Raw genomic sequence first — 24,606 nt, 5'->3', positions numbered from 1 at the left:
AATGGGTGGAATATGGACCGGGGAGGCGCGTACGTGCCTCCCCGGTTCGTTGCTGCGGGTGTGAGCGACAAGATTCCTGAGGGAAACCGAAGTGCGCGTGAGCGCCTGGCCCAGCAGCGCGAGCGGGAAAAGGGCCGCGAGAAGCGCCGCCGTACGCTGATCGTCTCCTCCGCCGTGGTCGGCGTCCTGGCGCTGGCCGCCGTGGTCGGCCTGATCGCGGCCAACGTGGGCAAGGACGGCGGCAGCGACAGCGCCTCCGGCCCCGCCATCACCCCGTCGGGGGCGACCGGCGAGGACTCCCTGACCCTCCCGGTCGGCGCATCCGACGCCCCGTCCACGCTCACGATCTGGGAGGACTTCCGCTGCCCGGTCTGCGCCCAGTTCGAGAACGCCTTCCGGGACACCATCACGGAGCTGGTCGAGGCGGGCCGGCTCAAGGTGGACTACCACCTGGCCACGATCATCGACGGCAACCTCGGCGGCAAGGGCTCGCTGCGCGCCGCCAACGCCGCCGCCTGCGCCCAGGACGTCGGCAAGTTCGCCCCGTACCACGACGTGCTCTTCCGCAACCAGCCCCCCGAGCCCGACGACGCCTTCGCCAAGAACAGCCGGCTGATCGAGTTGGCCGGTGAGGTCGAAGGCCTCGACACACCGGGCTTCCGCACGTGTGTGGAGAGCGGCGAGCACGACAGCTGGGTCCAGAAGTCCGACACCGCGTTCCGCGAGGGCGGCTTCCAGGGCACCCCGACCGCCCTCCTCAACGGCGAGTCGATCTTCCCGAAGAAGGGCGACGAGCAGATCTCCGTGGAGAACCTGAAGAAGTGGGTCGCCGAGGCCAACAAGGGCAAGAAGCCCGGCACCGCCACCCCGTCCGCGCCCGCTTCCTGAGGGACCGGGCGGGGCCCCGCAAGGGGGCGGGCACACGGGTCCATGACAGGGCCCTCGTTATCCAGACGTTGCCGGGTGGCTTGCCGTACCCACCGCCCGGCAAGGTAGCGTCGACCCCGTCATGAATCTTGCCTCCATTCCCAGCCCGTCGACCGGCGTGATCGAGCTCGGCCCGATCCCGCTCCGCGGCTACGCGTTCTGCATCATCATCGGTGTCTTCGTCGCCGTCTGGATCGGCAACAAGCGCTGGGTCGCCCGTGGCGGCAAAGCCGGCACCGTCGCCGACATCGCCGTCTGGGCCGTGCCCTTCGGCCTCGTCGGCGGCCGGCTCTACCACGTGATCACCGACTACCAGCTCTACTTCAGCGACGGCCAGAACTGGGTCGACGCCTTCAAGATCTGGGAGGGCGGCCTCGGCATCTGGGGCGCCATCGCCCTCGGCGCGGTCGGCGCGTGGATCGGCTGCCGCCGCCGGGGCATCCCGCTGCCCGCCTGGGCGGACGCGCTGGCCCCCGGTATCGCCATCGCCCAGGCCATCGGCCGCTGGGGCAACTGGTTCAACCAGGAGCTGTACGGCAAGCCGACCGACCTCCCCTGGGCGCTGGAGATCAGCGAGGGCCCGAACCGGCTCGCCGGGACGTACCACCCGACCTTCCTCTACGAGTCGCTGTGGTGCATCGGCGTCGCGCTGCTGGTCATCTGGGCCGACCGCCGCTTCCGGCTCGGCCACGGACGGGCGTTCGCGCTGTACGTCGCCGCCTACTGCGCCGGACGCGGCTGGATCGAGTACATGCGGGTCGACGAGGCCCACCACGTCCTCGGCCTGCGCCTGAACGTGTGGACCGCGATCGTCGTCTTCGTCCTCGCCGTCACCTACATCGTGCTCTCCGCGAAGCTCCGCCCGGGCCGCGAGGAGATCGTGGAGCCGGACCGCGAGGCGGAGGCCGCCGCGAAGAAGGACGAGGCCAAGGACGCGGACGCCCCCGAGGCCTCCGGCGACCTGCTGAAGAAGGACACGGACCCGGCGGAGACCGAGGCCCCGGCCGGGGACCCCGCCCCCGAGGCCGCCGACAAGAGCTGACCTCGCGCGTCGCACTGCCCCCGATCGCCGGGCGGACCTGGGAAACCTCAGGACCGCCCGGCGATCGCCAGTGTGCGGCGCGCCGCCGCGACCACCGCCGCGTCCACGAACCGCCCGTCCGGCAGCGCCAGCGCCCCCGCCTCCACCGCCGACGCCGCGACGATCTCCTCCGCCTCCTCGATCTCCCGGGCCGACGGCCGGAACGCCCTCTCGATCACCTCCAGCTGACGCGGATGGATCGCCGCCCGGCCCAGCAGCCCGAGCCCCCGCCCCCGTACGCACGAGGCCCACAGCCCGTCCAGGTCCCGCACGTCCGGGAAGACCGACTGCGCGGGCGGCGGCAGCGCGGCCGCCCGGGCCGCCACCACGAGCCGGCTGCGCGACCAGTCCAGCCCGCTGTCGTCCCGTACGCCGAGATCCGCGCGCAGATCCGCCTCGCCCAGCGCGATGCCCCGGACGGCGGGATCGGCCGAGGCGATCGAGTACGCGTGCTCCATGGCGAGCGCCGACTCCAGCAGCGGATAGAGCGGTACGCCGGGGGCGACCGCCGCCACATGGTGCACGGAGACCGCGTGCGTGATCTTCGGCAGCCGGAGACCGGCGAGGCCCGGCAGCGCCATCAGCGCCCGGATGTCGTCCTCGCCGTGCACCCGGACATGGACCGGTACGGCGTCGGGAGCGGCCGTCACCGGGTCGGCGAGGAGTTCGGCGGTGGCGGCGCGCGCGTACTCCTTGCGGTCGGGGGCGACCGCGTCCTCCAGGTCGACGATGACCACGTCCGCCCCGCAGCCGAGCGCCTTGGCCACCACCTCCGGCCGGTCCCCGGGGACGTACAGCCAGGTCAGCGGGGGTCGGCCGAGCGGCGGAGGAGGGCCCTCCGGGGCCGGCGGGCCCGGGATCGGGCGGCCGGTCACAGCGCCCCCTGGTCGTGCAGCGCCGCGATGCGGTTCTCCGAGAGGCCGAGTCCGGCGAGGATCTCCTCGGTGTCCGCGCCGGGCGGGCGGCCCGCCCAGCGGATGGCGCCCGGGGTCTGCGAGAGCCGGAAGAGGACGTTCTGCATCCGCAGCGGCCCCAGCTCCGGGTCGTCGACCTCGGCGATCGTGCCCAGCGCCCGGTACTGCGGGTCCTCCATCACCTCCCGTACGTCATGGATCGGCGCCACGGCCGCCTCCGCCTTCTCGAAGCCGTTCAGCACCTCCTCGCGGCTGTGGCGGGAGATCCAGTGGCCGACCGCCCCGTCCAGCTCCTCGGTGTGCTCGGCCCGGGTGGTGCCCGACCCGAACCACGGCTCCTCGATCAGCTCGGGGCGGCCCACCAGCCGCATCACCCGCTCGGCCACCGACTGGGCGGAGGTGGAGACCGCGACCCAGTGGCCGTCGGCGGTGCGGTAGGTGTTGCGCGGGGCGTTGTTGCGGGAGCGGTTGCCGGTGCGCGGCTGGACGTAGCCGAGCTGGTCGTACCAGAGCGGCTGCGGTCCCAGCACGGTGAGGATCGGTTCGATGATCGCCAGGTCCACCACCTGCCCCTCGCCCGTCTTCTCGCGCCCGGCGAGCGCGGCCATCACCGCGTACGCCGTCGCCAGCGCCGCGATGGAGTCCGCCAGCCCGAACGGCGGCAGTGTCGGCGGCCCGTCCGGCTCCCCGGTGATCGCCGCGAACCCGCTCATCGCCTCGGCCAGCGTGCCGAACCCGGGCCGGTGCGCGTACGGGCCGAACTGCCCGAAGCCGGTGACCCGGGCCAGCACCAGGCGCGGGTTGACGGCGTGCAGCTCGTCCGGTCCGAGCCCCCACCGCTCCAGGGTCCCGGGCCGGAAGTTCTCCACGATCACGTCGGTCTCGGCGGCCAGCTGGAGCAGCACGTCCCGGCCACCCGGGGCGGACAGGTCCAGCGTCAGGGTGCGCTTGTTGCGGCCGAGCAGCTTCCACCACAGGCCGACCCCGTCCTTGGCGGGCCCGTGCCCGCGCGAGGGGTCCGGCTTACGGGGGTGCTCCACCTTGATCACATCGGCGCCGAAGTCCCCGAGCATGGTGGCCGCGAGCGGTCCGGCGAAGAGGGTGGCGAGGTCGATGACCTTCAGCCCGGCCAGGGGCCCTGCGGATGTCGTACTCATGCTGCCTCGATCTCGCTCCGGTACGGCATGGACGTGGACGCGCCCGGTTTCTGGACGCAGAGCGCGGCGGCCGAGGAGGCGAAGGCCAGCGCCTTGGCCACCGGCCTCCCCTCACCGAGCGCCACCGCCAGCGCCCCGACGAAGGTGTCCCCGGCCCCGGTCGTGTCGACGGCCCGCACCTCGGGGGCCTCGAACAGCACCGGCTCGCCGCCCCGGGCCGCGTACAGACTGCCCCGCGCACCGAGCGTGATGATCACCTCGGGCACCTGCCGCAACAGGATCTGCGCGGCCGCGTGCGGTTCGGCCTGCCCGGAGAGTTCGGCGGCCTCGTGCTCGTTGGGGACCAACAGGTCGATGTGGTCCAGGAGTTCATCGGGCAGCGGCTGTACGGGGGAGGGGGTGAGGATGGTCCGTACGCCCTGGGACCTGGCCGCGCGGGCGCCCTCCACGACGGCGGAGAGCGGGAGTTCGAGCTGCATCAGCAGCAGGTCGGCGGCGGCGATCGCCGCGATCTCGCCGGGGCCGAGCGCGGTGACGACGCCGTTGGCGCCGGGGATCACCACGATCGCGTTGGACCCGGAGTCGTCCACCACGATGTGCGCGGTGCCGCTCGGTCCCTCGGCGGTGTGGAGCAAGTCCGTGTCGACCCCGGCGTGTTCGAGGCCGTCGCGGAGCTGGGCGCCGTACGCGTCGTCGCCGACCGCGCCGATCATCGTCACCTCCCCGCCCGCGCGGGCGGCGGCGACCGCCTGGTTGGCGCCCTTGCCGCCGGGGACCGTCCGGAACTCCCGGCCGGTGACGGTTTCCCCGCGCTCGGGGGCGCGGGCGGTGTAGGCGACGAGGTCCATGTTGGTGCTGCCGAGCACCGCGATTCGGGTCATGGGCGCAGAGCCTCCTGGTGGGTCAGTGCGGCGAGGGTGTCGAAACCGGTCCGGTCGTAGCCGGGTACGGAGGTGGCGAGGCGGTTCTTCAGGGGGGCCGTCCAGTGGTCGGGCAGGGCGTCCGGGGCACCCGCCAGCAGCCCGGCGAGCGAACCGGCGGTGGCCCCGTTGGAGTCGGTGTCCCAGCCGCCGGAGACCGCGAGGCCGATGGACCGGGTGAAGTCGCCGTCGGCGTGGGTGAGGGCGGCGGCGAGCAGCGCGGCGTTGGGCAGCACGTGTACCCAGTGGTGGGTGTCGGCATACGCGGCGTGCAGCCGGTCCACCACGGTGTCGAAATCCCCTTCCGTACGCGCCGTTTCGATGCCGAGCCGGACCGCCCGCGCGTACCGCGAGTGCGGCGGCACGACCCGCAGCCCGGCGGCCAGGCAGCCGTGCACTTCGCTCTCGCCGCCCGCCGCCACCGCGAGCGCGGCCGCCGTGAACATCGCGCCGTAGACCCCGTTGGCGGTGTGGGTCAGGACCGCGTCGCGATGGGCCTGGGCGGCGGCTCCGGCCGGGTCGCCGGGGTGGGTCCAGCCGTGGACGTCGGCCCGGATCTGGGCACCGATCCACTCGCGGTACGGGTTGCGGTAGCGGGCGGTCCACGGGGGTTCGACGCCCGCGAGAAGATTGCCGTACGCGATCCGCTCGGCGGTGAAGGTGCGGCCCGCCGGGAGTTCGTCCAGCCAGAGCCGGGCCAGGTCGGCGGTGGTGAAGGAGCGCCCGTGCCGCTGGAGCAACAGCAGGGTGAGAAGCGGGTAGTTGAGGTCGTCGTCCTCGGGCATGCCGTCGATGTTCTCGGCGAGCGAGGTGGGGGCCGAGCGGCGGTTCCAGGGGTGTGCGGCGAGGAGTTCCGGGGGGACGCCGCGCCCGGTGAACCAGGTGGTGAGGGGCCAGTTGCCGGTGGCGCGGGCGAGGGCGCGGATGCCGTGAAGGGGCAGCTTCTCCACCGGCTTCCCGAGCAGACAGCCCGCCGCCCGCCCGAGCCAGGCGGCGTGCAGCCGGGCGGGGGTGATGGTGGGTGTCGATTCCCGGCGGGCGGTGGGTGTCGGGCCTGGGCGGGTGACGGGCAGCCCGTTCTGGTCGGTGACTGGTGTACGGCCCTGGCCGGTGACAGGCAGACCGAGGGCCTGGTCGGTGAGGGGCGTACGGTGCTGGCCGGTGGCCGGCAGCCCGCCCCGGTCGGCGACGGGCGGTGCGTCCTGGCCGGTGACGGGCGCCCGGCCCGGGCCAGTGACCGGCAGCCCGTTCTGGTCGGTGAGGGGCGTACGGTCCTGGCCGGTGACCGGCAGCCCGGTCTGGCCGGTGACGTGCGTACGGTTCCCGTCGGCGGGCGGGGCCTCGGGCGGGCCGGGCCAGTGGGGGCAGGCGGCCATGATGTCCGCCAGCTCGGTGGGCTCGTCGGCGGCCAACGGGGACTCCAGCAGGGCGAGTTCGTCGAGGAGCTGCCCGGCCAGTGCGCGCAGGCGCGGCGGTGCGGGGGGCTCGGAGGCGCCCGCGCGGTCCGGGGCGGGGGAGCCCCCGGCCGCGTACCACCGCTCCTCGATCGCCCGGGCGTCCCGCCCGTCCTGCGCGGCCTGCCGAAGCTCGTGCCCGACCAGGTCCTCGGGCTGCACCCAGGTGAGGCGGAGGTGGGGGTCCTGGGGCGGTTGGACGTGCGGGGCGTCGGGCTGTGCGTAGGGGTGTCCGGGCTGAGCCTCGGGCGGGTGGACGCTCACCGCGTACCGGCCAGCGCCGCGAACGCCTCCTCGTGGGACCGGCGGCGCTCCACGTCCCGGGCGAAGACCTCCCGGGCCACCTGCGCCAGGGTCCGGGCCGGGGCCTCCAGGTCCAGCCGGCTCGCCTCCGCCACAGTCTCCGCCCAGTCGGCCGGCACCTCACCGCCCAGCGCGCCCGCGATCGCGCCGCTCATCGTGGCGATGGAGTCGCAGTCCCGCCCGTAGTTGACCGAACCGAGCACCGTACGCCGGTAGTCGCCGCCTCCGACCAGCAACATGCCCAGCGCGACGGGCAGTTCCTCGATGGCGTGCAGCCGGGATGGGCGGCGGGCGCCGAGCGAGGGGGAGCGGTAGTCGGGGCCGACGGTGTCGAACGGTTCAACTGCCGCCCGCAGCGGGGCGAGCGCGGCCTCGAAGTCGTCGTGGCGCGCGGCCACTTCGCAGACGGCCTCGATCGCGGACCGGGTGCCGTCCTTGGCCAGGGTGAGTGCGGCGTCGACCACCGTGTCCGGCGTCGCGCCCGGGCGGCAGGCGGCGGCGACAGCGGCTGCGAAGACCCCGGCGGCCTCCCGCCCGTACGAGGACTGGTGGGGCGCGGCCACCTCCAGCGCCTCGGCGTACGCGGCCTCCGGATGGCCCGCGTTGACCAGCCCGACCGGGGCCATGTACATCGCGGCCCCGCAGTTGACGATGTTGCCCGCACCGGCCTCGCGCGGGTCGACGTGCCCGTAGTGCAGCCGGGCCACGAGCCACTTCTCCGCCAGGAAGATCCGCTGGAGCGGCAGCGCCTCGGCCTCCAGCTCGGGGATCCAGCGGGGGGAGAGGAGGTCCGGTACGAGGTGGTCGGCGACGGCGTACGCGTCGAGGTGGCCGCGGACCCGGTCGTAGACCCGGACCAGGGCGTGGGTCATCAGGGTGTCGTCGGTGACGTGCCCGTCGCCCTTGTGGTACGGGGCGATGGGGCGGGCGGTACGCCAGTTCTCGCCGTGCCAGGGGCCGACGATCCCGGTCACCCGGCCGCCGTGGCGCTCGGCGATCTGCTCGGGTGTCCAGCCCTCGACCGGGCCGCCGAGGGCGTCCCCGACGGCCGCGCCGACGAGGGCCCGGGTGATGCGGTCATCGAGGCCGGGAGGGGAGTGCGGTGTCGAGGGGGCGGGGACGGGCTCGGCTGCCGTGGCCGTTGTGGGCGTCATGTCGGAATTGTCCACCCGGGGCGGCCGGTTCCGTGGCTGCCAGCAGCCCGGCGAGTTCGATCAGGTCCAGGCCCGCGAGCCGGGGCAGCGCACATCCGGCGAGCGTCCGGCACGCCTCGCGCCAGCCCGCCGGTACGGCGGCGACCGAGCCGATCGCCCCGGTCAGCGCCCCGGCCAGGGCGGGCGCGGAGTCCGCGACCCGGGAGAGGCAGGCGGCGGCCGGGAGCGCCTGGGCGATCTCGCCCCGGGCGGCGGTGGTGAGGGCCAGGGCGACGGGTACGGTCTCGGCGGCGGCGATCCCGTAGCTGTAGACGTGGTCCACGATCTGGTGTTCCAGGACCGGGACCAGGGCGAACGCCCCGGCGGGCTCGTCGGCGAACTCCCGGGCGAGGCGGACCGCGTGCGCGGCGTTGCGGGCGATCTCGGTGCCCTCGGGGAGCTGGGCGAGGGCGGCGTTCACCACGGTGTCGACGTCCGCCCCGGCCAGCGCCACGGCGATCGCGGCGGCCATGGCCCGCGCCCCGTGCACCCCGTCGCCGTCCTGGGTGTAGCGGGCGTCGAACTCCGCGAGCGCCGCCGCCTCCTCGGGGTCGCCCGGGTGGACGACGGCGAGGACGGCGGCCCGTACGCAGGCGGCGTCGTCGAAGTAGTGCGGGTTGTCGTGCCCGGTGGCGGGCGGCCGCAGCCCGGCGGCCAGGTTGCCGAGCCCGGCCCGTACCGAGATCCGGGCCCGCAGCGGGAGCACCGCCGCCTCCACCTCGGGGGCCCGGGCACTGGCGGCGGCGACGGTGGCGGCGAGCGCGTTCCAGGCCCGGTCCACCGCGTCCCGCATCCGGCGGCCCGGGGAGAGGCCGTCCGCGTCGTCGGCCGCCGCCAGCACCGTACGCCCGGCGAACGCGGCCCACTCGGCGTCGTCGGACGGGCCGAGCCGCAGGGGCTCGGGCGGCTGGTTGAGGGCGATGGGGACGGGGAGCGTGGTCGTGGCGTTCTGCTCGGCGAAGGTGTCCAGCTCCCGGGTGAGCCGCCGGGTCCACTCGGGCATCCGGGCCGCCCGGTGCCGCGCGGCGGGCCACCCGGCGGCGTCCCCGGAGGCGAGGCCGAGGAGGAGGCCCTCGATCCGGGCGCGCCGGGAGGGGGCGGCGTCTTTGGCGGCGGCGGTCCCGGTGGTGGCGGGCAGCTCCGTCGTCGTCATCGCCGCTCCTCCCGTACGGGCTCGAAGGAAGCGGCCACCGACGCCATGTCCCGTACGGCGGAAGGCTCCCGCCCACCGCCCCGGCCCGCGCTCTCCACCGCCTCCGCGCCCTCCACCGCCTCCGCACTTTCCACCGCCTCCGTGCCCTCCGGTGTCAGCAGGTCCGCGATGTCCAGCACGTGGTACCCCCGCATCGAGGGCAGGCAGCTGCCCCGCACCGGGCCGATCGCCGCCGCCCACTCCGGCGGGATCGCGCCCGCCCCGTGCAGCGCCCCGGCCAGGGACCCCGCCACCGCCGCCGTCGTATCCGCGTCGCGGCCCATGTTCACGGCCGTCAGCACCGCCGTACGGAAGTCGCCCCGCGCCGCCGTGAACGCCCCGAACGCCAGGCCCACCGCCTCCGGTGCCAGGTCTGTCCACGGGTAGCCGCCGATCACCACCGCCGAGCGCACCGCCCGCTCCATCGTGAGCCGGTCCGGGTACGGGCGCTGGGCCGCCGCCACCGCGCGGCGCAGCGAGCGGGCCGTCCAGGAGTCCATCGGGACCACCGACAGCGCCGCCGCGATCACCGAGGCGAGGCCCGCGCCGACCATGGCCGCCGCCACCCCGGCCGCCACCGCCTGGCCCCCGTAGATCCCCTCGCCCTCGTGGCTGACCCGGCCGTCCACCGCCACCAGCCGGGCCGCCTCGGCGGGGCGCCCCGCCGCGAACACCCCGAAGGGGGCCGCGCGCATCGCGAGGCCGTCGCTCCAGGCGTGCCGGTGCTGGGCCGAGATCGGTGCGGCGAGGCCCCGGCGCAGGTTCTCCAGGGTGCCGCGCTCGCTGAACCCGGCGCCCCGGAACGGCCCCTCGTCCAGATCGGCGATCCAGTGGTGCCAGGCCCGCTCCACTTGGGAGACGGTGAGCGCGGAGCCGTGCCGGGCCAGCAGCAGCCCGGAGAAGATCGCGTACTCCGTGTCGTCGGTGCCCGCCGGGTCCTCGCTCACGAACCCTTCGATCCGGCCCCAGCGGCGGCGGATCTCCGAGGGCCGCAGATTCTCCGCCGGTGCTCCGAGCGCGTCCCCGACCGCGAGACCCAGCAGCGCACCCCTGGCCCGTTCCTTGCCGACGGCCGTGTCCATGGCGTCGCCCTCCGCTCGTCCGGCGAGTCCGATTCGGGTCCATCTCCGGGCCCTGTCCGCATATGTGCCACGCGGGGCGCGGCCGGAGGTCGTACGGCCGCAGAAAGGGACCACTCGGATGACCCGCCAGGAAAGCTGAGCCTGGCCTTTATTCGCAGGTCAGAGGGGTGGTAAGTCAGGCCTGCCTTGCTGGCGGAGGTCGCCCGTCCGGCGTACCTTGGACTTTGTCGAAAGTTGTACAGGCAACCACTTGGTGGGGGTGACAGCCCGCCGGGGGAGCAAGGGGAGACGCACACCGTGGCCATCATCGAGACCGACGCCGTCCTGCACGAGGCGCACCGGGACAACCACACCCACCGGGATGTGAACGGCGGCTGGCTGCGCCCCGCCGTCTTCGGTGCCATGGACGGTCTGGTCTCCAACCTCGCCCTGATGACCGGTGTCGCGGGCGGTGCGGTCTCCCAGCAGACCATCATCATCACCGGGCTCGCGGGCCTGGCCGCCGGTGCGTTCTCCATGGCGGCCGGCGAGTACACCTCCGTCGCCTCGCAGCGCGAGCTGGTCGAGGCGGAGCTGGCCGTGGAGCGGCGGGAGCTGCGTAAGCACCCCAAGGACGAGATGGCCGAGCTTGCCGCGCTCTACGAGGCCCGGGGCGTCGACGCCCCGCTGGCCGGCGAGGTGGCCCGGCAGCTCTCGCGCGACCCGGAGCAGGCGCTGGAGATCCACGCCCGCGAGGAGCTGGGTGTCGACCCGAACGACCTGCCGTCCCCTCTGGTGGCCGCAGTCTCCTCCTTCGGCGCCTTCGCCCTCGGTGCTCTGCTGCCCGTCCTGCCCTACCTCCTCGGCGCGAACGCCCTGTGGCCCTCGGTGCTCCTCGCGCTGGCCGGCCTCTTCGGCTGCGGTGCGGTGGTGGCCCGGGTGACGGCCCGCAGCTGGTGGTTCAGCGGACTGCGTCAGCTCGCCCTCGGTGGCGCGGCGGCGGCCCTGACGTACGGACTCGGCACCCTCTTCGGTGTGGCGGTCGGCTGACGGAGAGATGTGTCCGGGGTAGGGCTTACGGCGTAACGAACCCGCCCTAACGGCTTAACCCCGGGGCAACCCGTGTGACGTACGTCTTGGCACCGCCCTCTGGGCGGGAGCCGCCCGGCGGCCGTAAAATGAGACTCTATGCAGGGCTACACATAAGTAGCCGTTACTCGGTGGTTTCGTTTCCTTTGCCGCCGGGCATGAGCCGTAGGCACCGCAGGCAACGACGCCTGCTCTCTGCGGGTCTCCCCGGGCGCCGATCGTTCCGACAGCGACCCACCTCCTGGTCAACCGGTCACCTCTGGTCACCCAGTCACTTCCGGTCACCACGGTGTCCGTATGTTGGAACAAGCCTTCCGCTTCTTGAGAAGCGCCCCATCATGTAACCTGCACGAAATTTCGCAGAGGGCCAACGTCGTCCCTCGGCACCGCAAATGCCACGACGACGACGGGAGAGCCGATGCGTATCGACGCCTGGTCGCCCATGGACGGTCGCCCCGCCCAGCAGGGGATGTACGACCCCCGTAACGAGCACGACGCCTGTGGCGTCGGGTTCGTGGCCACTCTGACCGGTGTGGCCAGCCATGAGCTGGTCGAGCAGGCGCTGACCGTACTGCGCAACCTCGAACACCGCGGCGCCACCGGCTCCGAGCCCGACTCCGGCGACGGCGCCGGCATCCTCTGCCAGGTCCCGGACGCCTTCCTGCGCGCGGAGACCCCTTTCGAGCTTCCCGAGGCGGGTTCGTACGCCGTCGGTATCGCTTTCCTCCCCGCCGACGGCTCCACCGAGGCCGTCCGCACGATCGAGGAGATCGCCACCCAGGAGGGCCTCACCGTCCTCGGCTGGCGCGACGTCCCGGTCACCCCCGCACTTCTCGGCAACGGCGCCCGCGCCACCATGCCCACCTTCCGCCAGGTCTTCGTCGCCGACGGCGAGTCCACCGGCATCGTCCTGGACCGCAAGGCGTTCGTCCTGCGCAAGCGTGCCGAGCGTGAGGCCGGGGTGTACTTCCCCTCGCTCTCCGCCCGCACCATCGTCTACAAGGGCATGCTCACCACCGGGCAGCTGGAGCCGTTCTTCCCGGACCTCTCCGACCGCCGCTTCGCCTCCACGGTCGCGCTGGTCCACTCCCGCTTCTCCACCAACACCTTCCCGAGCTGGCCGCTGGCCCACCCGTACCGCTTCGTCGCGCACAACGGCGAGATCAACACGGTCAAGGGCAACCGCAACTGGATGAAGGCCCGCGAGTCCCAGCTCGCCTCCAGCCTCTTCGGCTCCGAGCAGCTGGACCGGATCTTCCCCGTCTGCACCCCGGACGCCTCCGACTCGGCCTCCTTCGACGAGGTCCTGGAGCTGCTCCACCTCGGCGGGCGCTCGCTGCCGCACTCGGTGCTGATGATGGTCCCCGAGGCGTGGGAGAACCACGACTCGATGGACCCGGCCCGCCGCGCCTTCTACCAGTACCACGCCACGATGATGGAGCCCTGGGACGGCCCGGCCTGCGTCACCTTCACCGACGGCGTCCAGGTCGGCGCGGTCCTCGACCGCAACGGTCTGCGCCCCGGCCGCTACTGGGTCACCGACGACGGCCTCGTCGTGCTCTCCTCCGAGGTCGGCGTCCTGGACATCGACCCGGCCAAGGTCGTCCGCAAGGGCCGCCTCCAGCCCGGCAAGATGTTCCTCGTCGACACCGCCGAGCACCGCATCATCGAGGACGACGAGATCAAGGCGTCCCTCGCCGCCGAGCAGCCGTACCAGGAGTGGCTCCAGACCGGCGAGATCGAGCTGAGCGACCTGCCCGAGCGCGAGCACATCGTGCACACCCACGCCTCGGTCACCCGCCGCCAGCAGACCTTCGGCTACACCGAGGAAGAGCTGCGCGTCATCCTCGCGCCGATGGCCCGCACCGCCGGAGAGCCGCTCGGCTCCATGGGCACCGACTCGCCGATCGCCGCGCTCTCCGAGCGCCCCCGGCTGCTCTTCGACTACTTCACCCAGCTCTTCGCCCAGGTCACCAACCCGCCGCTGGACGCCATCCGCGAGGAGCTCGTCACCTCGCTGCGCTCCTCGCTCGGCCCCCAGGGCAACATCCTGGAGCCGACCGCCGCGGCCTGCCGCAGCGTCACGCTCCCGTTCCCGGTGATCGACAACGACGAGCTGGCCAAGCTGATACACATCAACGCCGACGGCGACATGCCGGGCATGAAGGCCGCCACCCTGGCCGGTCTCTACCGGGTCGGCGGCGGTGGTGACGCCCTGGCCGCCCGGATCGAGGAGATCTGCACCGAGGTCGACGCCGCCATCGAGGACGGCGCCCGCCTCATCGTCCTCTCCGACCGGCACTCCGACGCCGAGCACGCCCCGATCCCCTCGCTGCTGCTCACCTCCGCCGTCCACCACCACCTCATCCGCACCAAGCAGCGCACCCAGGTGGGCCTGCTGGTCGAGGCCGGGGACGTCCGCGAGGTCCACCACGTCGCGCTGCTGATCGGTTACGGCGCCGCCGCCGTCAACCCGTACCTCGCGATGGAGTCCGTCGAGGACCTCGTCCGCGCGGGGACGTTCATCGAGGGCATCGAAGCCGAGCAGGCCATCCGGAACCTGATCTACGCGCTCGGCAAGGGCGTCCTCAAGGTCATGTCCAAGATGGGCATCTCCACCGTCGCCTCCTACCGCGGCGCCCAGGTCTTCGAAGCCGTCGGCCTGGACGAGGACTTCGTCGCGACGTACTTCAACGGCACCGCCACCAAGATCGGCGGCGCCGGTCTGGAGGTCATCGCCAAGGAGGTCGCCGCCCGGCACACCAAGGCGTACCCCGCCTCCGGCATCGCGGCATCCCACCGCGCGCTGGAGATCGGCGGCGAGTACCAGTGGCGCCGCGAGGGCGAGCCGCACCTCTTCGACCCGGAGACGGTCTTCCGCCTCCAGCACGCCACCCGCAACCGGCGCTACGACATCTTCAAGCAGTACACGGACCGGGTGAACGAGCAGTCCGAGCGCCTCATGACGCTCCGCGGCCTCTTCGGCTTCACCTCCGACCGGGCCCCGATCTCCCTCGACGAGGTGGAGCCCGCATCCGAGATCGTCAAGCGGTTCTCCACCGGCGCCATGTCGTACGGCTCCATCTCCCGCGAGGCCCACGAGACCCTCGCCATCGCGATGAACCAGCTCGGCGGCAAGTCCAACACCGGCGAGGGCGGCGAGGACGCCGACCGCCTCTACGACCCGGCGCGCCGCTCCTCCATCAAGCAGGTCGCCTCCGGCCGCTTCGGTGTGACCAGCGAATACCTGGTCAACGCGGACGACATCCAGATCAAGATGGCCCAGGGTGCCAAGCCCGGCGAGGGCGGCCAGCTGCCCGGCCACAAGGTCTACCCGTGGGTCGCCAAGACGCGGCACTCGACGCCGGGCGTCGGCCTCATCTCGCCGCCGCCGCACCACGACATCTACTCCATCGAAGACCTCGCGCAGCTGATCCACGACCTGAAGAACGCCAACCCGCAGGCCCGCATCCACGTGAAGCTGGTCTCCGAGGTCGGCGTCGGCACGGTCGCCGCCGGTGTCTCCAAGGCGCACGCGGACGTCGTCCTCATCTCCGGCCACGACGGCGGAACGGGCGCCTCCCCGCTCACCTCCCTCAAGCACGCGGGCGGCCCCTGGGAGCTGGGTCTCGCCGAGACCCAGCAGACGCTGCTCCTCAACGGCCTGCGCGACCGCATCGTCGTGCAGACCGACGGCCAGCTCAAGACCGGCCGTGACGTCGTCATCGCCGCACTCCTCGGCGCCGAGGAGTTCGGTTTCGCGACCGCGCCGCTCGTCGTCTCCGGCTGCGTCATGATGCGCGTCTGCCACCTGGACACCTGCCCGGTCGGCATCGCCACCCAGAACCCGGTGCTCCGCGACCGGTTCTCCGGCAAGGCCGAGTACGTCGTCAACTTCTTCGAGTTCATCGCCGAAGAGGTCCGCGAGATCCTCGCCGAGCTGGGCTTCCGCACCATCGAGGAGGCCGTCGGCCACGCCGAACTCCTCGACAAGGACCGGGCGATCACCCACTGGAAGGCGCAGGGCCTCGACCTGACCCCGCTCTTCCACGTGCCCGAGCTGCCCGAGGGCGCGGTCCGCCACCGGATCGTGGAGCAGGACCACGGTCTGACCAAGGCACTCGACAACCAGCTGATCAAGCTGGCCGCCGACGCGCTGGGCGCCGAGTCCCCCGAGGCCGCGCAGCCGGTCCGGGCCCAGGTCGCCATCCGCAACATCAACCGCACGGTCGGCACCATGCTCGGCCACGAGGTGACCAAGAAGTTCGGCGGTGCGGGCCTGCCCGAGAACACCATCGACATCACCTTCACCGGCTCGGCCGGCCAGTCCTTCGGCGCCTTCCTCCCGCGCGGGGTCACCCTGCGCCTGGAGGGCGACGCCAACGACTACGTCGGCAAGGGCCTCTCCGGCGGCCGCGTGATCGTCCGCCCCGACCGGGGCGCCGACCACCTCGCCGAGTACAGCACCATCGCGGGCAACACCATCGGCTACGGCGCCACCGGCGGCGAGCTGTTCCTGCGCGGCCGCACCGGCGAACGCTTCTGCGTCCGCAACTCCGGCGCCCTCGTCGTCTCCGAAGGCGTCGGCGACCACGGCTGCGAGTACATGACCGGCGGCCACGCGGTCGTCCTCGGCGAGACCGGACGCAACTTCGCCGCCGGTATGTCGGGCGGTGTCGCGTACGTCATCGACCTGAACCGCGACAACGTCAACGTGGGCAACCTCGGCGCCGTCGAGGAGCTCACCGAGACCGACCGGCAGTGGCTGCACGACGTCGTGCGCCGCCACCAGGAGGAGACCGGCTCCACCGTCGCGGAGAAGCTCCTCGCCGAGTGGGACACCGCGGTGACCCGCTTCAGCAAGATCATCCCGTCCACGTACAAGGCAGTGCTCGCCGCCAAGGACGCCGCTGAGCTCGCCGGTCTCTCCGAGCAGGAGACCACCGAGAAGATGATGGAGGCGGCGACCAATGGCTGACCCCAAGGGCTTCCTGACCACCGGACGCGAGGTCGCCAAGACCCGCCCCGTGGCCGAGCGCGTCAAGGACTGGAACGAGGTCTACGTTCCGGGCTCGCTGCTCCCGATCATCAGCAAGCAGGCCGGCCGCTGCATGGACTGCGGCATCCCGTTCTGCCACAACGGCTGCCCGCTCGGAAACCTCATCCCCGAGTGGAACGACTACGCCTACCGCGAGGACTGGACCGCCGCATCCGAGCGGCTGCACGCCACGAACAACTTCCCGGAGTTCACCGGGCGGCTCTGCCCGGCCCCCTGCGAGTCGGCGTGCGTCCTCGGCATCAACCAGCCCGCCGTCACCATCAAGAACGTCGAAGTCTCCATCATCGACAAGGCGTGGGACAGCGGCGACGTCACCCCGCAGCCGCCCGAGCGGCTCTCCGGCAAGACCGTCGCGGTCATCGGCTCGGGCCCGGCGGGACTCGCCGCCGCCCAGCAGCTGACCCGGGCCGGCCACACCGTCGCCGTCTACGAGCGCGCGGACCGCATCGGGGGGCTCCTCCGCTACGGCATCCCCGAGTTCAAGATGGAGAAGTCGCACATCAACCGCCGCATCGAGCAGATGCGCCTGGAAGGCACCAAGTTCCGTACGGAGGTGGAGATCGGCAAGGACATCGACGCCGCCAAGCTCCGCCGCCGCTACGACGCGGTCGTCATCGCGGCCGGTGCCACCGTCTCCCGCGACCTGCCGGTCCCCGGCCGTGAGCTGGGCGGTATCCACTTCGCGATGGAGTACCTGCCGCTCGCCAACAAGGTGCAGGAGGGCGACCTCACGGTCTCCCCGATCCACGCGGGCGGCAAGCACGTCGTCGTCATCGGCGGCGGCGACACCGGCGCCGACTGCGTGGGCACCGCCCACCGCCAGGGCGCGGCCTCCGTCACCCAGCTGGAGATCATGCCGAAGCCGGGCGAGGAGCGGAACGCCAACCAGCCGTGGCCGACCTTCCCCATGCTCTACAAGGTCACCTCCGCGCACGAGGAGGGCGGCGAGCGGGTCTACTCCGTCTCCACCACCCACTTCGAGGGCGACGAGGACGGGAACGTCGCCGCCCTCCACCTGGTCGAGGTCGAGTTCAAGGGCGGTAAGCTGGAGCAGAAGCCCGGCACGGAGCGGCGCATCCCCGCGCAGCTCGTCACCCTCGCCATGGGCTTCACCGGAACCGACCAGTCCAACGGTCTGGTCCAGCAGTTCGGCCTGGAACTCGACGAGCGTGGCAACGTCGCCCGCGACGAGAACTACGCGACCAACGTCGACGGCGTCTATGTCGCCGGTGACGCGGGACGCGGCCAGTCGCTGATCGTCTGGGCGATCGCCGAGGGCCGCTCCGCCGCCCGCGGTGTGGACCGCTTCCTGACCGGGACCAGCGCGCTGCCGGCCCCGATCCGCCCGACGGACCGCTCCCTGCTGGTCTGAGCACCACCCGGGTTCCCCCTGGGCCACGCGGCCCGGGGGTGAGCCCCCAGAAACGTCCCGTACAACGGCGTACGGAACTGAACGCGGCGCCCGCCTGTCCCCGACCGGACTCAGTGGGCGCCGTGGCGCGTCCGGGGCCGGGCCGTCCGACCGGCTCAGCCCGTCAGCTCAGCCGGTCAGCGCCGAGGTCTGCACCGCCACCGCCACCGCGAACAGCCCCACCAGCACCACCCCGCCCGCGAGCTGCATCGGCCAGGTCCGCAGCTTCGCGGGCGCGTAGGCGAGTCCGTACGTCACCAGCGCCCCGGTCAGCAGCCCGCCCAGGTGCCCCTGCCATGAGGTGAACAGGGCCGAGAGCACCATCCAGACCAGGAACCCGGCCATGAACCGGTTGACCGCCGCCATGTCCCGGCCGAGCCGCCGGTTGATCACCCAGTACGAGGCGGCCAGCCCGAACACCGCACCGGAGGCGCCGACGGTGGAGGTGTCCGGCGCCAGCAGGTACACGACGACGGAACCGCCCACCGCCGACAGCAGGTACAGCGCCAGATAGCGGGCCCGGCCGAGCTGCCCCTCCACCACCCGGCCGATGTTCCACAGCGCGAACATGTTGAACAGCAGGTGCATCACCCCGAACGAGGCGTCCGGCGGCAGATGGAGGAAGGCCCCGGTCACCAGCCGGTACCACTCGCCGTCCGCGATGCCCGTCAGCTCGTACCCGACGTACGTCTCGCCCCGGTAGTAGTACCGCTCCCCGCCCGGCCCGGTCAGCGCGGCACCGAGCACCGCGAACCGGTCCACGATCCCGGGCCGCACCACCTCGCCGAGGTAGGCCAGGATGTTCAGCGCCATCAGGACGTACGTCACCACCGGAGCCGTCGCCCCGGAGACCGCACCGCCGAACACGGTCCGGGCCCTCCGCACCGAGCGCTGCCCCTCCTTCATGCACTCCGGGCAGTGGTGGCCCACCGCGGCCTCGCGCATGCAGTCCGGGCAGATGGCGCGCTCGCAGCGGGTGCAGCGGACATACGTCTCGTGCGACGGATGGCGGTAACACGTGGTGGCGGCGGCCTCCATGACCGGCTCCTTCACTGGGGGTGCGCTGCGGGGCCGGTGTGGGCGGCGGCGATCAAGATAGCGAACCGGTGCGGGCGACTCCGGAGCCGGGGGCTCCGCCGTGGCGGACGGCAGTGTGACGACAGGCCCTAAGCTCTAGGTCCGCAGAGCACGGACCGCACAAGGGGGGCGCCATGCACGGCGTGGACACGGCGGCCGCCACCGGCCCGGCCATCAGCCTGGAAAAGGTACGGGAGACGGCGCCCGGCCTCGTCAGCCTCTACAAGAGCGCCGGAGTCTCGCTGGAGAAGCACGGACTGAACGGCCGGCGGGCGGCCGTCTATCTCGTCCTCGACCACTCCGGCTCCATGAGGGACTACTACAAGGACGGCACCGTCCAGGCGCTGGCCGACCGGGTGCTGGGCCTCTCGGCCCACCTCGACGACGACGGCCGGGTGCCCGTCGTCTTCTTCTCCACCGGCATCGACGGGTTCGGGGAGGCCGGGCTGAGCGACCACCACGGGATCATCGACAAGATCGTGGCGAACCTCGGGCACATGGGCCGCACGAACTACCACGTCGCCATGGACGAGGTCATCGACCACTATCTCGACAGTGGCGCCACCGAACCCGCCCTGGTCGTCTTCCAGACGGACGGCGGGCCCACCAGCAAGCTCGCCGCCGAGCGCTACCTCTGCAAGGCCGCGAAGCTCCCGCTGTTCTGGCAGTTCGTCGGCTTCGGCGACACCCGCAGCACCCAGTTCGACTTCCTGCGCAAGCTGGACGAGCTGGCCGTACCCGCCGAGCGGGCCGTCGACAACGCCGGGTACTTCCACGCGGGCCCCGACCCCCGGAAGGTCCCGGACGCCGAACTGTACGACCGGCTGGTCGCCGAATTCCCGTCCTGGCTGGCCGCCGCCGAGGCCAAGGGGATCGTCCGATGACCGCCCGCGTCCTGCGCGCCGCCGACCGTACGCCGGTCCCCTGGAAGAACGGCGGCGGCCTCACCCGCGAGGTCGCCACCTCCCCCGGAGAGGGCGAGGGGTTCGACTGGCGGGTGAGCCTCGCCGACGTCACCGCCGACGGGCCCTTCTCCGACTTCCCCGGGGTCGACCGCACCCTGACCGTCGTCGAGGGCGCGGGCATGGACCTCCTCGTCGGCGGCGAACACCACATCGTCGACGAGCCGCTGTGGCCGCACGACTTCCCGGGTGACCGGCCCACCGAGGGCTTCCTGCTGGCCGGAGCGGTGGTCAACCTCAACGTCATGTACCGCAGGGGGCGTACGCGGGCGGAGACCGCCGTCGTCTGCGGCACCGTCCGGCTCATGGCACCCCCGGGCGGCGCGGTGCTGGCCCTCTCCCTCGACGACGGGGCCGTACTCGACGGGACGGACATCCGACTCGACCGCTACGACGCGGTGCTGGCCGAGGGCGGATCGCCCGGGGTGCTGCGGACGATGGGCCAGGCGGTGGTCATCACGTTCTCGGACGTGTGAGCGGCCGGAGGCGGTCGGCGATACCGGACAGAAGGTGTCGGGTATCGGGTGTTCGATGGCGGCCATGACGTCTTCCTCACCCCTGTCCTGGGGCGCCTTCGCCGCCGCCGAGCCCGTCTTCGCCGACACCGTGCGCCGGCGCTTCCAGCTCTACAAGCACCACGTCCTCGCCACCGTGCGCGCGGACGGCTCGCCCCGCGTCACCGGGCTGGAGGCCGACTTCCGCTTCGGTGAGCTGCTGCTCGGCATGATGCCGGACTCCCGCAAGGCCCTGGACCTGCGCCGCGACCCGCGCTTCGCGCTCCACGCCAACCCGGGGCCCGACGCCGAGATGAACGACGGCGACGTCCGCGTCAGCGGCCGGGCCGTGGAGATCACCGACGCGGAGTTCCTCGCCCGCTTCGTCGAGGACGCCGCCCCGCCGGAGCCCTTCCACCTCTTCCGGGCCGAGCTGACGGAGGCGGTCCGCACCGGCCTGGACGGCGACTCCCTGGTCATCGAGTCCTGGCGGCCCGGACAGCCGCTGCGCACGGTACGCCGGAAGTGACGGCGTACCGGCGGTAGAGCCGCTCGGGGCCTGCGGGGTCGGCCCCGCCAGCACCCGTGCCTGCGGGGTTCACCCCTCGAGCACCCGCGCCCGGCAGGCCGACGGCGTTCCCCACGCGTCCCGCAGCGGCCGGGCCCGGCGCAGCCACCACGCCAGGTCCAGCTCCTGCGTGTACCCCACCGCGCCGTGCAGGTGCAGCGCGGTGCGGGCCGCCGCGTACCCCGCCTCGCCCGCCGCCACCTTCGCCGCCGCGACCGCGGCCCCGGCCCCGGGCGCCCCCTCGGCCAGCTCCACCGCCGCCCCGTACAGCAGCGGGCGCGCGAACTCCAGGCCGAGCAGGGTGTCCGCGAGGCGGTGCTTGACGGCCTGGAAGGAGCCGACGGGCACCCCGAACTGGGTGCGCTGCTTCACGTACGCCACCGTCGCCCGCAGCAACTCCTCGCCGCAGCCGAGCGCTTGGGCCGCCGTCGCGAAGGTGGCCCAAGTGCCTGCCGCCCCGGCCGCCTCGCGCACCCTGGGCCCGGCCGCCGGTACCTCGCCGCCCGCCTCGGGCCGGAACAGCCGCCGCGCCGGGTCCGTCGAGACCGTCAGCGCACCCGGGCCCGGCGCGAGCCGCAGCTCGTCCCCGGTCACCGTGAAGACCGCGTTCGCCACGTCCGCGTCCAGCGCGTACGGCCCGTACCCCTCCAGGACCAGCGACACCACCGCCGTACCCGACGCGATCCTCGGCAGCCACTCCATGGCGACCGGGCCGCCCACCGCACCCAGCAGCACCCCCGCCGCCACGCTCTCCACCACCGGCCCCGGCACCCCGTGACGGCCCAGCTCCACGCATGCCACGGCCGTCTCCACCGGGAGCGGGCCGACACCCCCGTACGCCTCCGGGACCGCCAGGGCGAACACCCCCGCCTCCGCCAGCCGCCGCCACAGGGCCAGCCCCGGTCCGTGGTCCCCGGCGGCCCACGCCCGTACGACCGCAGGCGTGTCGGCCACCGTCAGCAGCGCGTCCAGCGAGCGGGCGAACTCCCGCTGCTCGTCGTCGAGGAGGAAGGGCATCAGCGCCGCCCCTTCGGCAGGCCGAGCAGCCGCTCGGCGATGATGTCGCGCTGGATCTCGTTCGTCCCCGCGTAGATGGGGCCCGCCAGCGCGAAGACGTACCCCTCCGCCCAGGCGCCGGCCGCCGCCTCCGCGTCCGGGCCGAGCAGGTCGAGGGCCGTCTCGTGCAGCGCGATGTCGTACTCCGACCAGAACACCTTGTTCAGGCTGGACTCCGCCCCCAGCGCCGCCCCCGCCGCGAACCGGGCCGCCGAGGCGGCCGTGAACAGCCGGTACGCCCGCGCCCCGATCACCGCGTCCGCCACCCTGCCCCGCACCGCTGTGTCCCCCGGGTCGCCCGTCTCCCGCCACAGTGCCGTCAGCCGGTCGGCGGCGGCCAGGAAGCGGCCGGGGGAGCGGAGGGTGAGGCCGCGCTCGTTGCCGGTGGCCGCCATGGCGATGCGCCAGCCCTGGCCGGGCTCCCCGATGACGTCCTCGTCCGGTACGAAGACCTCGTCGAGGAAGATCTCGGCGAAGGCGGGCTTCCCGTCCAGCCGCCCGATAGGACGGACCGTGACCCCGGGGGTGCGCAGGCCGAACATCAGGTACGTCAGCCCCTGGTGCGGCTTCGCGGCCCCCGGGTCCGTACGGAATATCCCGAAGGCCCGGTCCGCGAAAGCTGCCCGCGACGACCAGGTCTTCTGCCCCGACAGCAGCCAGCCGCCCGCCGTCCGCACCGCTCGCGACCGCAGCGCCGCCAGGTCCGAACCGGCCTCCGGCTCCGACCAGGCCTGCGCCCAGATCACCTCGCCGCCCGCCATCGGGGGCAGCACGCGGGCCCGCTGCTCGGCGGTGCCGTGGTCGAAGAGGGTCGGGGCGAGGAGGCTGATCCCGTTCTGCGAGACCCGGCCGGGGGCGCCCGCCGCCCAATACTCCTCCTCGAACGCCAGCCACCCGAAGAGGTCCGCGCCCCGGCCCCCGTACTCCTCCGGCCAGGCGACCGCCGACCACCGGCCCTCGTACAGCTCGGCCTCCCACTCCCGGTGCGCGGCGAACCCCTCGGCCGTCTCCAGGGAGGGGAGCGGCCGGGCGGGCACATGGGCGCGCAGCCACGCCCGCGCCTCGGCCCGCAGTGCCTCGGTCCGTGCTGTCTGCGCGAGATCCATGGGGGGCCTGCCTTCCATGAGGTCGGCACTGTCGCCGAGGCCGTTCCCTAACAAGTGTTTGGTAGGTTAACGTATGGCCCCAGCACCGTCGAGGAGCAAGGGGATGGGCCGATGGGCGCACCACCGGACTACCTGCCGGGCCACGGACTGCTGACCGGCCGCACCGCCGTCGTCACCGCCGCCGCCGGGGCCGGGATCGGCGGCGCCACCGCCCGCCGCTTCCTGGAGGAGGGCGCCCGCGTCGTCATCGGCGACGCCCACACACGGCGGCTGAAGGAGAGTGCGCAGGCCCTCGCCGAGGAGTTCGGCGCCGACCGCGTCACCGCCCTGACCTGCGACGTCACCGACGAGGACCAGGTGCGGGCCCTCTTCGCCCACGCCGAAGCCACCCATGGCCGCCTCGACATCGTCGTCAACAACGCGGGGCTCGGCGGCACCGCCGAACTCGCCGAGATGACCGACGACCAGTGGACGAAGATCCTCGACGTCACCCTGAACGGCACCTTCCGCTGCACCCGCGCCGCCCTGCGCTCCCTCAAGGCCGCCGGGACCGGGGGAGTGGTCGTCAACAACGCCTCCGTCGTCGGCTGGCGCGCCCAGCGCGGCCAGGCCCACTACGCCGCCGCCAAGGCCGGTGTCATGGCCCTCACCCGCTGCGCCGCGCTCGAAGCCGCCGACTACGGCGTACGCGTCAACGCCGTCGCCCCCAGCCTCGCCATGCACCCCCACCTGGCCAAGGTCACCTCGGCCGAGCTGCTCGCCGAGCTGACGGAGAAGGAGGCGTTCGGCCGGTACGCCGAGCCCTGGGAGGTCGCCAACGTCATCGTCTTCCTGGCGAGCGGCTACTCGTCCTACATGACCGGCGAGGTCGTCGCCGTCAGCAGCCAGCATGCGTGAACGCGGCGGTGGCGGGCGGACAATGGACCGGTGCCTACCAAGAAGAAGCCCCAGGTGACCCCCACCCCCGAACGGCGCCGCGAACTCCTCGCCACCGCCGCCGAGGTCTTCGCCGCCCAGGGATACAACGCCACCACCGTCCGCCGCATCGCGGACGAGGCGGGGATGCTCGCCGGCAGCCTCTACTACCACTTCGATTCCAAGGAATCGATGATCGACGAGATCCTCTCCACCTTCCTCGACGAGCTCTGGCAGGGGTATGACGCCGTCCTGGCGGCCGGGCTCGGCCCGCGCGAGACCATCGAGGCACTGGTCACCGAGTCCTTCCGGGAGATCGACCGGCACCGCCCCGCCGTCGCGATCTACCAGAAGGAGTCCAAGCACCTCGCCACCCAGCCGCGCTTCGCCTACCTCACCGACTCGCAGGCGAAGTTCGAGAAGGTCTGGCTCTCCACCCTGGAACGCGGCGTCGCCGCAGGCACCTTCCGCGACGACCTGGACATCCGCCTGACCTACCGCTTCGTCCGCGACACCGTCTGGGTCGCGGCCTCCTGGTACCGGCCCGGCGGACACCACAGCCCCGAAGAGATCGCCCGCCAGTACCTGTCGATGGTGCTGGACGGAATTGCCCTGCGCACCTAGGGAGTGTCGGACGGCCCCCTAGCCACCTCTCGATGACCGAGGA

At 72.9% G+C, this 24,606-nt stretch carries 20 protein-coding genes; 10 read left to right on the top strand and 10 right to left on the bottom strand.

Going from position 1 to position 24,606, the window contains the following annotated elements; genetic code table 11:
• Positions 1–60: 60 nt before the first annotated feature.
• Both GTY67_RS06740 and lgt read left to right on the top strand, forming a co-directional pair.
• Entirely contained in the window at positions 61–888 is an 828-nt protein-coding gene (locus tag GTY67_RS06740; RefSeq protein WP_093693415.1) for a thioredoxin domain-containing protein, read from the top strand.
• Between the two features lie 121 nt (positions 889–1,009).
• On the top strand, positions 1,010–1,969 hold the full coding sequence (gene lgt, locus GTY67_RS06735; protein WP_161278088.1) for a prolipoprotein diacylglyceryl transferase: 960 nt from the start codon (positions 1,010–1,012) through the stop codon (positions 1,967–1,969).
• A gap of 47 nt (positions 1,970–2,016) precedes the next feature.
• Here lgt and GTY67_RS06730 read toward each other — a convergent pair whose 3' ends face one another.
• From GTY67_RS06730 to GTY67_RS06700, 7 genes are all read right to left on the bottom strand, one after another.
• Entirely contained in the window at positions 2,017–2,883 is an 867-nt protein-coding gene (locus GTY67_RS06730; RefSeq protein WP_343238644.1) for an aldolase/citrate lyase family protein, read from the bottom strand.
• A complete protein-coding gene (locus tag GTY67_RS06725) occupies positions 2,880–4,079 on the bottom strand; it encodes a CoA transferase (protein ID WP_161278087.1) in 1,200 nt (399 codons plus the stop codon). Before GTY67_RS06725 ends, GTY67_RS06730 begins: the two co-directional genes overlap by 4 nt.
• The gene (gene rbsK / locus GTY67_RS06720; RefSeq protein ID WP_093693418.1) at positions 4,076–4,960 is read right to left on the bottom strand and encodes a ribokinase; all 885 of its coding nucleotides are present in this window, start codon (positions 4,958–4,960) and stop codon (positions 4,076–4,078) included. The genes GTY67_RS06725 and rbsK overlap by 4 nt, the downstream gene beginning before the upstream one ends.
• Positions 4,957–6,615 (bottom strand): ADP-ribosylglycohydrolase family protein, encoded by a 1,659-nt coding sequence (locus tag GTY67_RS06715; protein ID WP_161279972.1) that lies wholly within the window; start codon positions 6,613–6,615, stop codon positions 4,957–4,959. The genes rbsK and GTY67_RS06715 overlap by 4 nt, the downstream gene beginning before the upstream one ends.
• A gap of 98 nt (positions 6,616–6,713) precedes the next feature.
• Complete coding sequence (locus tag GTY67_RS06710) at positions 6,714–7,910, bottom strand: ADP-ribosylglycohydrolase family protein (protein WP_093693419.1); 1,197 nt, start codon at positions 7,908–7,910, stop codon at positions 6,714–6,716.
• Complete coding sequence (locus GTY67_RS06705; protein WP_161278086.1) at positions 7,834–9,102, bottom strand: ADP-ribosylglycohydrolase family protein; 1,269 nt, start codon at positions 9,100–9,102, stop codon at positions 7,834–7,836. The genes GTY67_RS06710 and GTY67_RS06705 overlap by 77 nt, the downstream gene beginning before the upstream one ends.
• A complete protein-coding gene (locus GTY67_RS06700; protein ID WP_161278085.1) occupies positions 9,099–10,223 on the bottom strand; it encodes an ADP-ribosylglycohydrolase family protein in 1,125 nt (374 codons plus the stop codon). The genes GTY67_RS06705 and GTY67_RS06700 overlap by 4 nt, the downstream gene beginning before the upstream one ends.
• Positions 10,224–10,520: 297 nt before the next feature.
• On the opposite strand from GTY67_RS06700, the gene GTY67_RS06695 reads away from it, so the two are divergent.
• The 3 genes from GTY67_RS06695 (at position 10,521) to GTY67_RS06685 (ending at position 17,722) form a co-directional block, all read left to right on the top strand.
• Positions 10,521–11,252 carry a VIT1/CCC1 transporter family protein gene (locus GTY67_RS06695; RefSeq protein WP_161278084.1) on the top strand — a complete coding sequence of 244 codons (732 nt, stop codon included), beginning with the start codon at positions 10,521–10,523 and terminating at the stop codon, positions 11,250–11,252.
• A gap of 457 nt (positions 11,253–11,709) precedes the next feature.
• On the top strand, positions 11,710–16,269 hold the full coding sequence (gene gltB / locus GTY67_RS06690) for a glutamate synthase large subunit (RefSeq protein WP_093693423.1): 4,560 nt from the start codon (positions 11,710–11,712) through the stop codon (positions 16,267–16,269).
• The gene (locus GTY67_RS06685; protein ID WP_093693424.1) at positions 16,262–17,722 is read left to right on the top strand and encodes a glutamate synthase subunit beta; all 1,461 of its coding nucleotides are present in this window, start codon (positions 16,262–16,264) and stop codon (positions 17,720–17,722) included. Before gltB ends, GTY67_RS06685 begins: the two co-directional genes overlap by 8 nt.
• A 168-nt stretch (positions 17,723–17,890) precedes the next feature.
• On the opposite strand, the gene GTY67_RS06680 is transcribed toward GTY67_RS06685, so the two are convergent.
• Positions 17,891–18,799: a rhomboid family intramembrane serine protease gene (locus tag GTY67_RS06680; protein WP_161278083.1), complete on the bottom strand. Its 909-nt coding sequence runs from the start codon at positions 18,797–18,799 to the stop codon at positions 17,891–17,893.
• A gap of 173 nt (positions 18,800–18,972) precedes the next feature.
• On the opposite strand from GTY67_RS06680, the gene GTY67_RS06675 reads away from it, so the two are divergent.
• Genes GTY67_RS06675 through GTY67_RS06665 form a run of 3 tightly spaced genes read left to right on the top strand, consistent with a single transcriptional unit; the run spans position 18,973 to position 20,823 of the window.
• The gene (locus GTY67_RS06675; RefSeq protein ID WP_093693426.1) at positions 18,973–19,722 is read left to right on the top strand and encodes a VWA domain-containing protein; all 750 of its coding nucleotides are present in this window, start codon (positions 18,973–18,975) and stop codon (positions 19,720–19,722) included.
• Complete coding sequence (locus GTY67_RS06670) at positions 19,719–20,276, top strand: HutD family protein (protein ID WP_093693427.1); 558 nt, start codon at positions 19,719–19,721, stop codon at positions 20,274–20,276. Before GTY67_RS06675 ends, GTY67_RS06670 begins: the two co-directional genes overlap by 4 nt.
• Before the next feature lie 55 nt (positions 20,277–20,331).
• Entirely contained in the window at positions 20,332–20,823 is a 492-nt protein-coding gene (locus GTY67_RS06665) for a pyridoxamine 5'-phosphate oxidase family protein (RefSeq protein WP_202461339.1), read from the top strand.
• Between the two features lie 69 nt (positions 20,824–20,892).
• Here GTY67_RS06665 and GTY67_RS06660 read toward each other — a convergent pair whose 3' ends face one another.
• Positions 20,893–21,879: an acyl-CoA dehydrogenase family protein gene (locus GTY67_RS06660; RefSeq protein ID WP_161278081.1), complete on the bottom strand. Its 987-nt coding sequence runs from the start codon at positions 21,877–21,879 to the stop codon at positions 20,893–20,895.
• Complete coding sequence (locus GTY67_RS06655) at positions 21,879–23,024, bottom strand: acyl-CoA dehydrogenase family protein (protein WP_161278080.1); 1,146 nt, start codon at positions 23,022–23,024, stop codon at positions 21,879–21,881. Before GTY67_RS06655 ends, GTY67_RS06660 begins: the two co-directional genes overlap by 1 nt.
• Positions 23,025–23,135: 111 nt before the next feature.
• Between GTY67_RS06655 and GTY67_RS06650 the strand changes: the two genes are divergently transcribed.
• Together GTY67_RS06650 and GTY67_RS06645 are read left to right on the top strand one after the other, a co-directional pair.
• Positions 23,136–23,921 carry an SDR family oxidoreductase gene (locus GTY67_RS06650; protein WP_161278079.1) on the top strand — a complete coding sequence of 262 codons (786 nt, stop codon included), beginning with the start codon at positions 23,136–23,138 and terminating at the stop codon, positions 23,919–23,921.
• A 30-nt stretch (positions 23,922–23,951) separates the two neighbouring features.
• Complete coding sequence (locus tag GTY67_RS06645) at positions 23,952–24,563, top strand: TetR/AcrR family transcriptional regulator (protein WP_176727584.1); 612 nt, start codon at positions 23,952–23,954, stop codon at positions 24,561–24,563.
• The last annotated feature ends 43 nt before the right edge of the window (positions 24,564–24,606 follow it).

This window comes from Streptomyces sp. SID8374, assembly GCF_009865135.1.
Classification (GTDB): domain Bacteria; phylum Actinomycetota; class Actinomycetes; order Streptomycetales; family Streptomycetaceae; genus Streptomyces.
The sequence above is the reverse complement of the archived record's forward strand: the minus strand, read 5'-3'. Positions and strand labels throughout refer to the sequence as shown.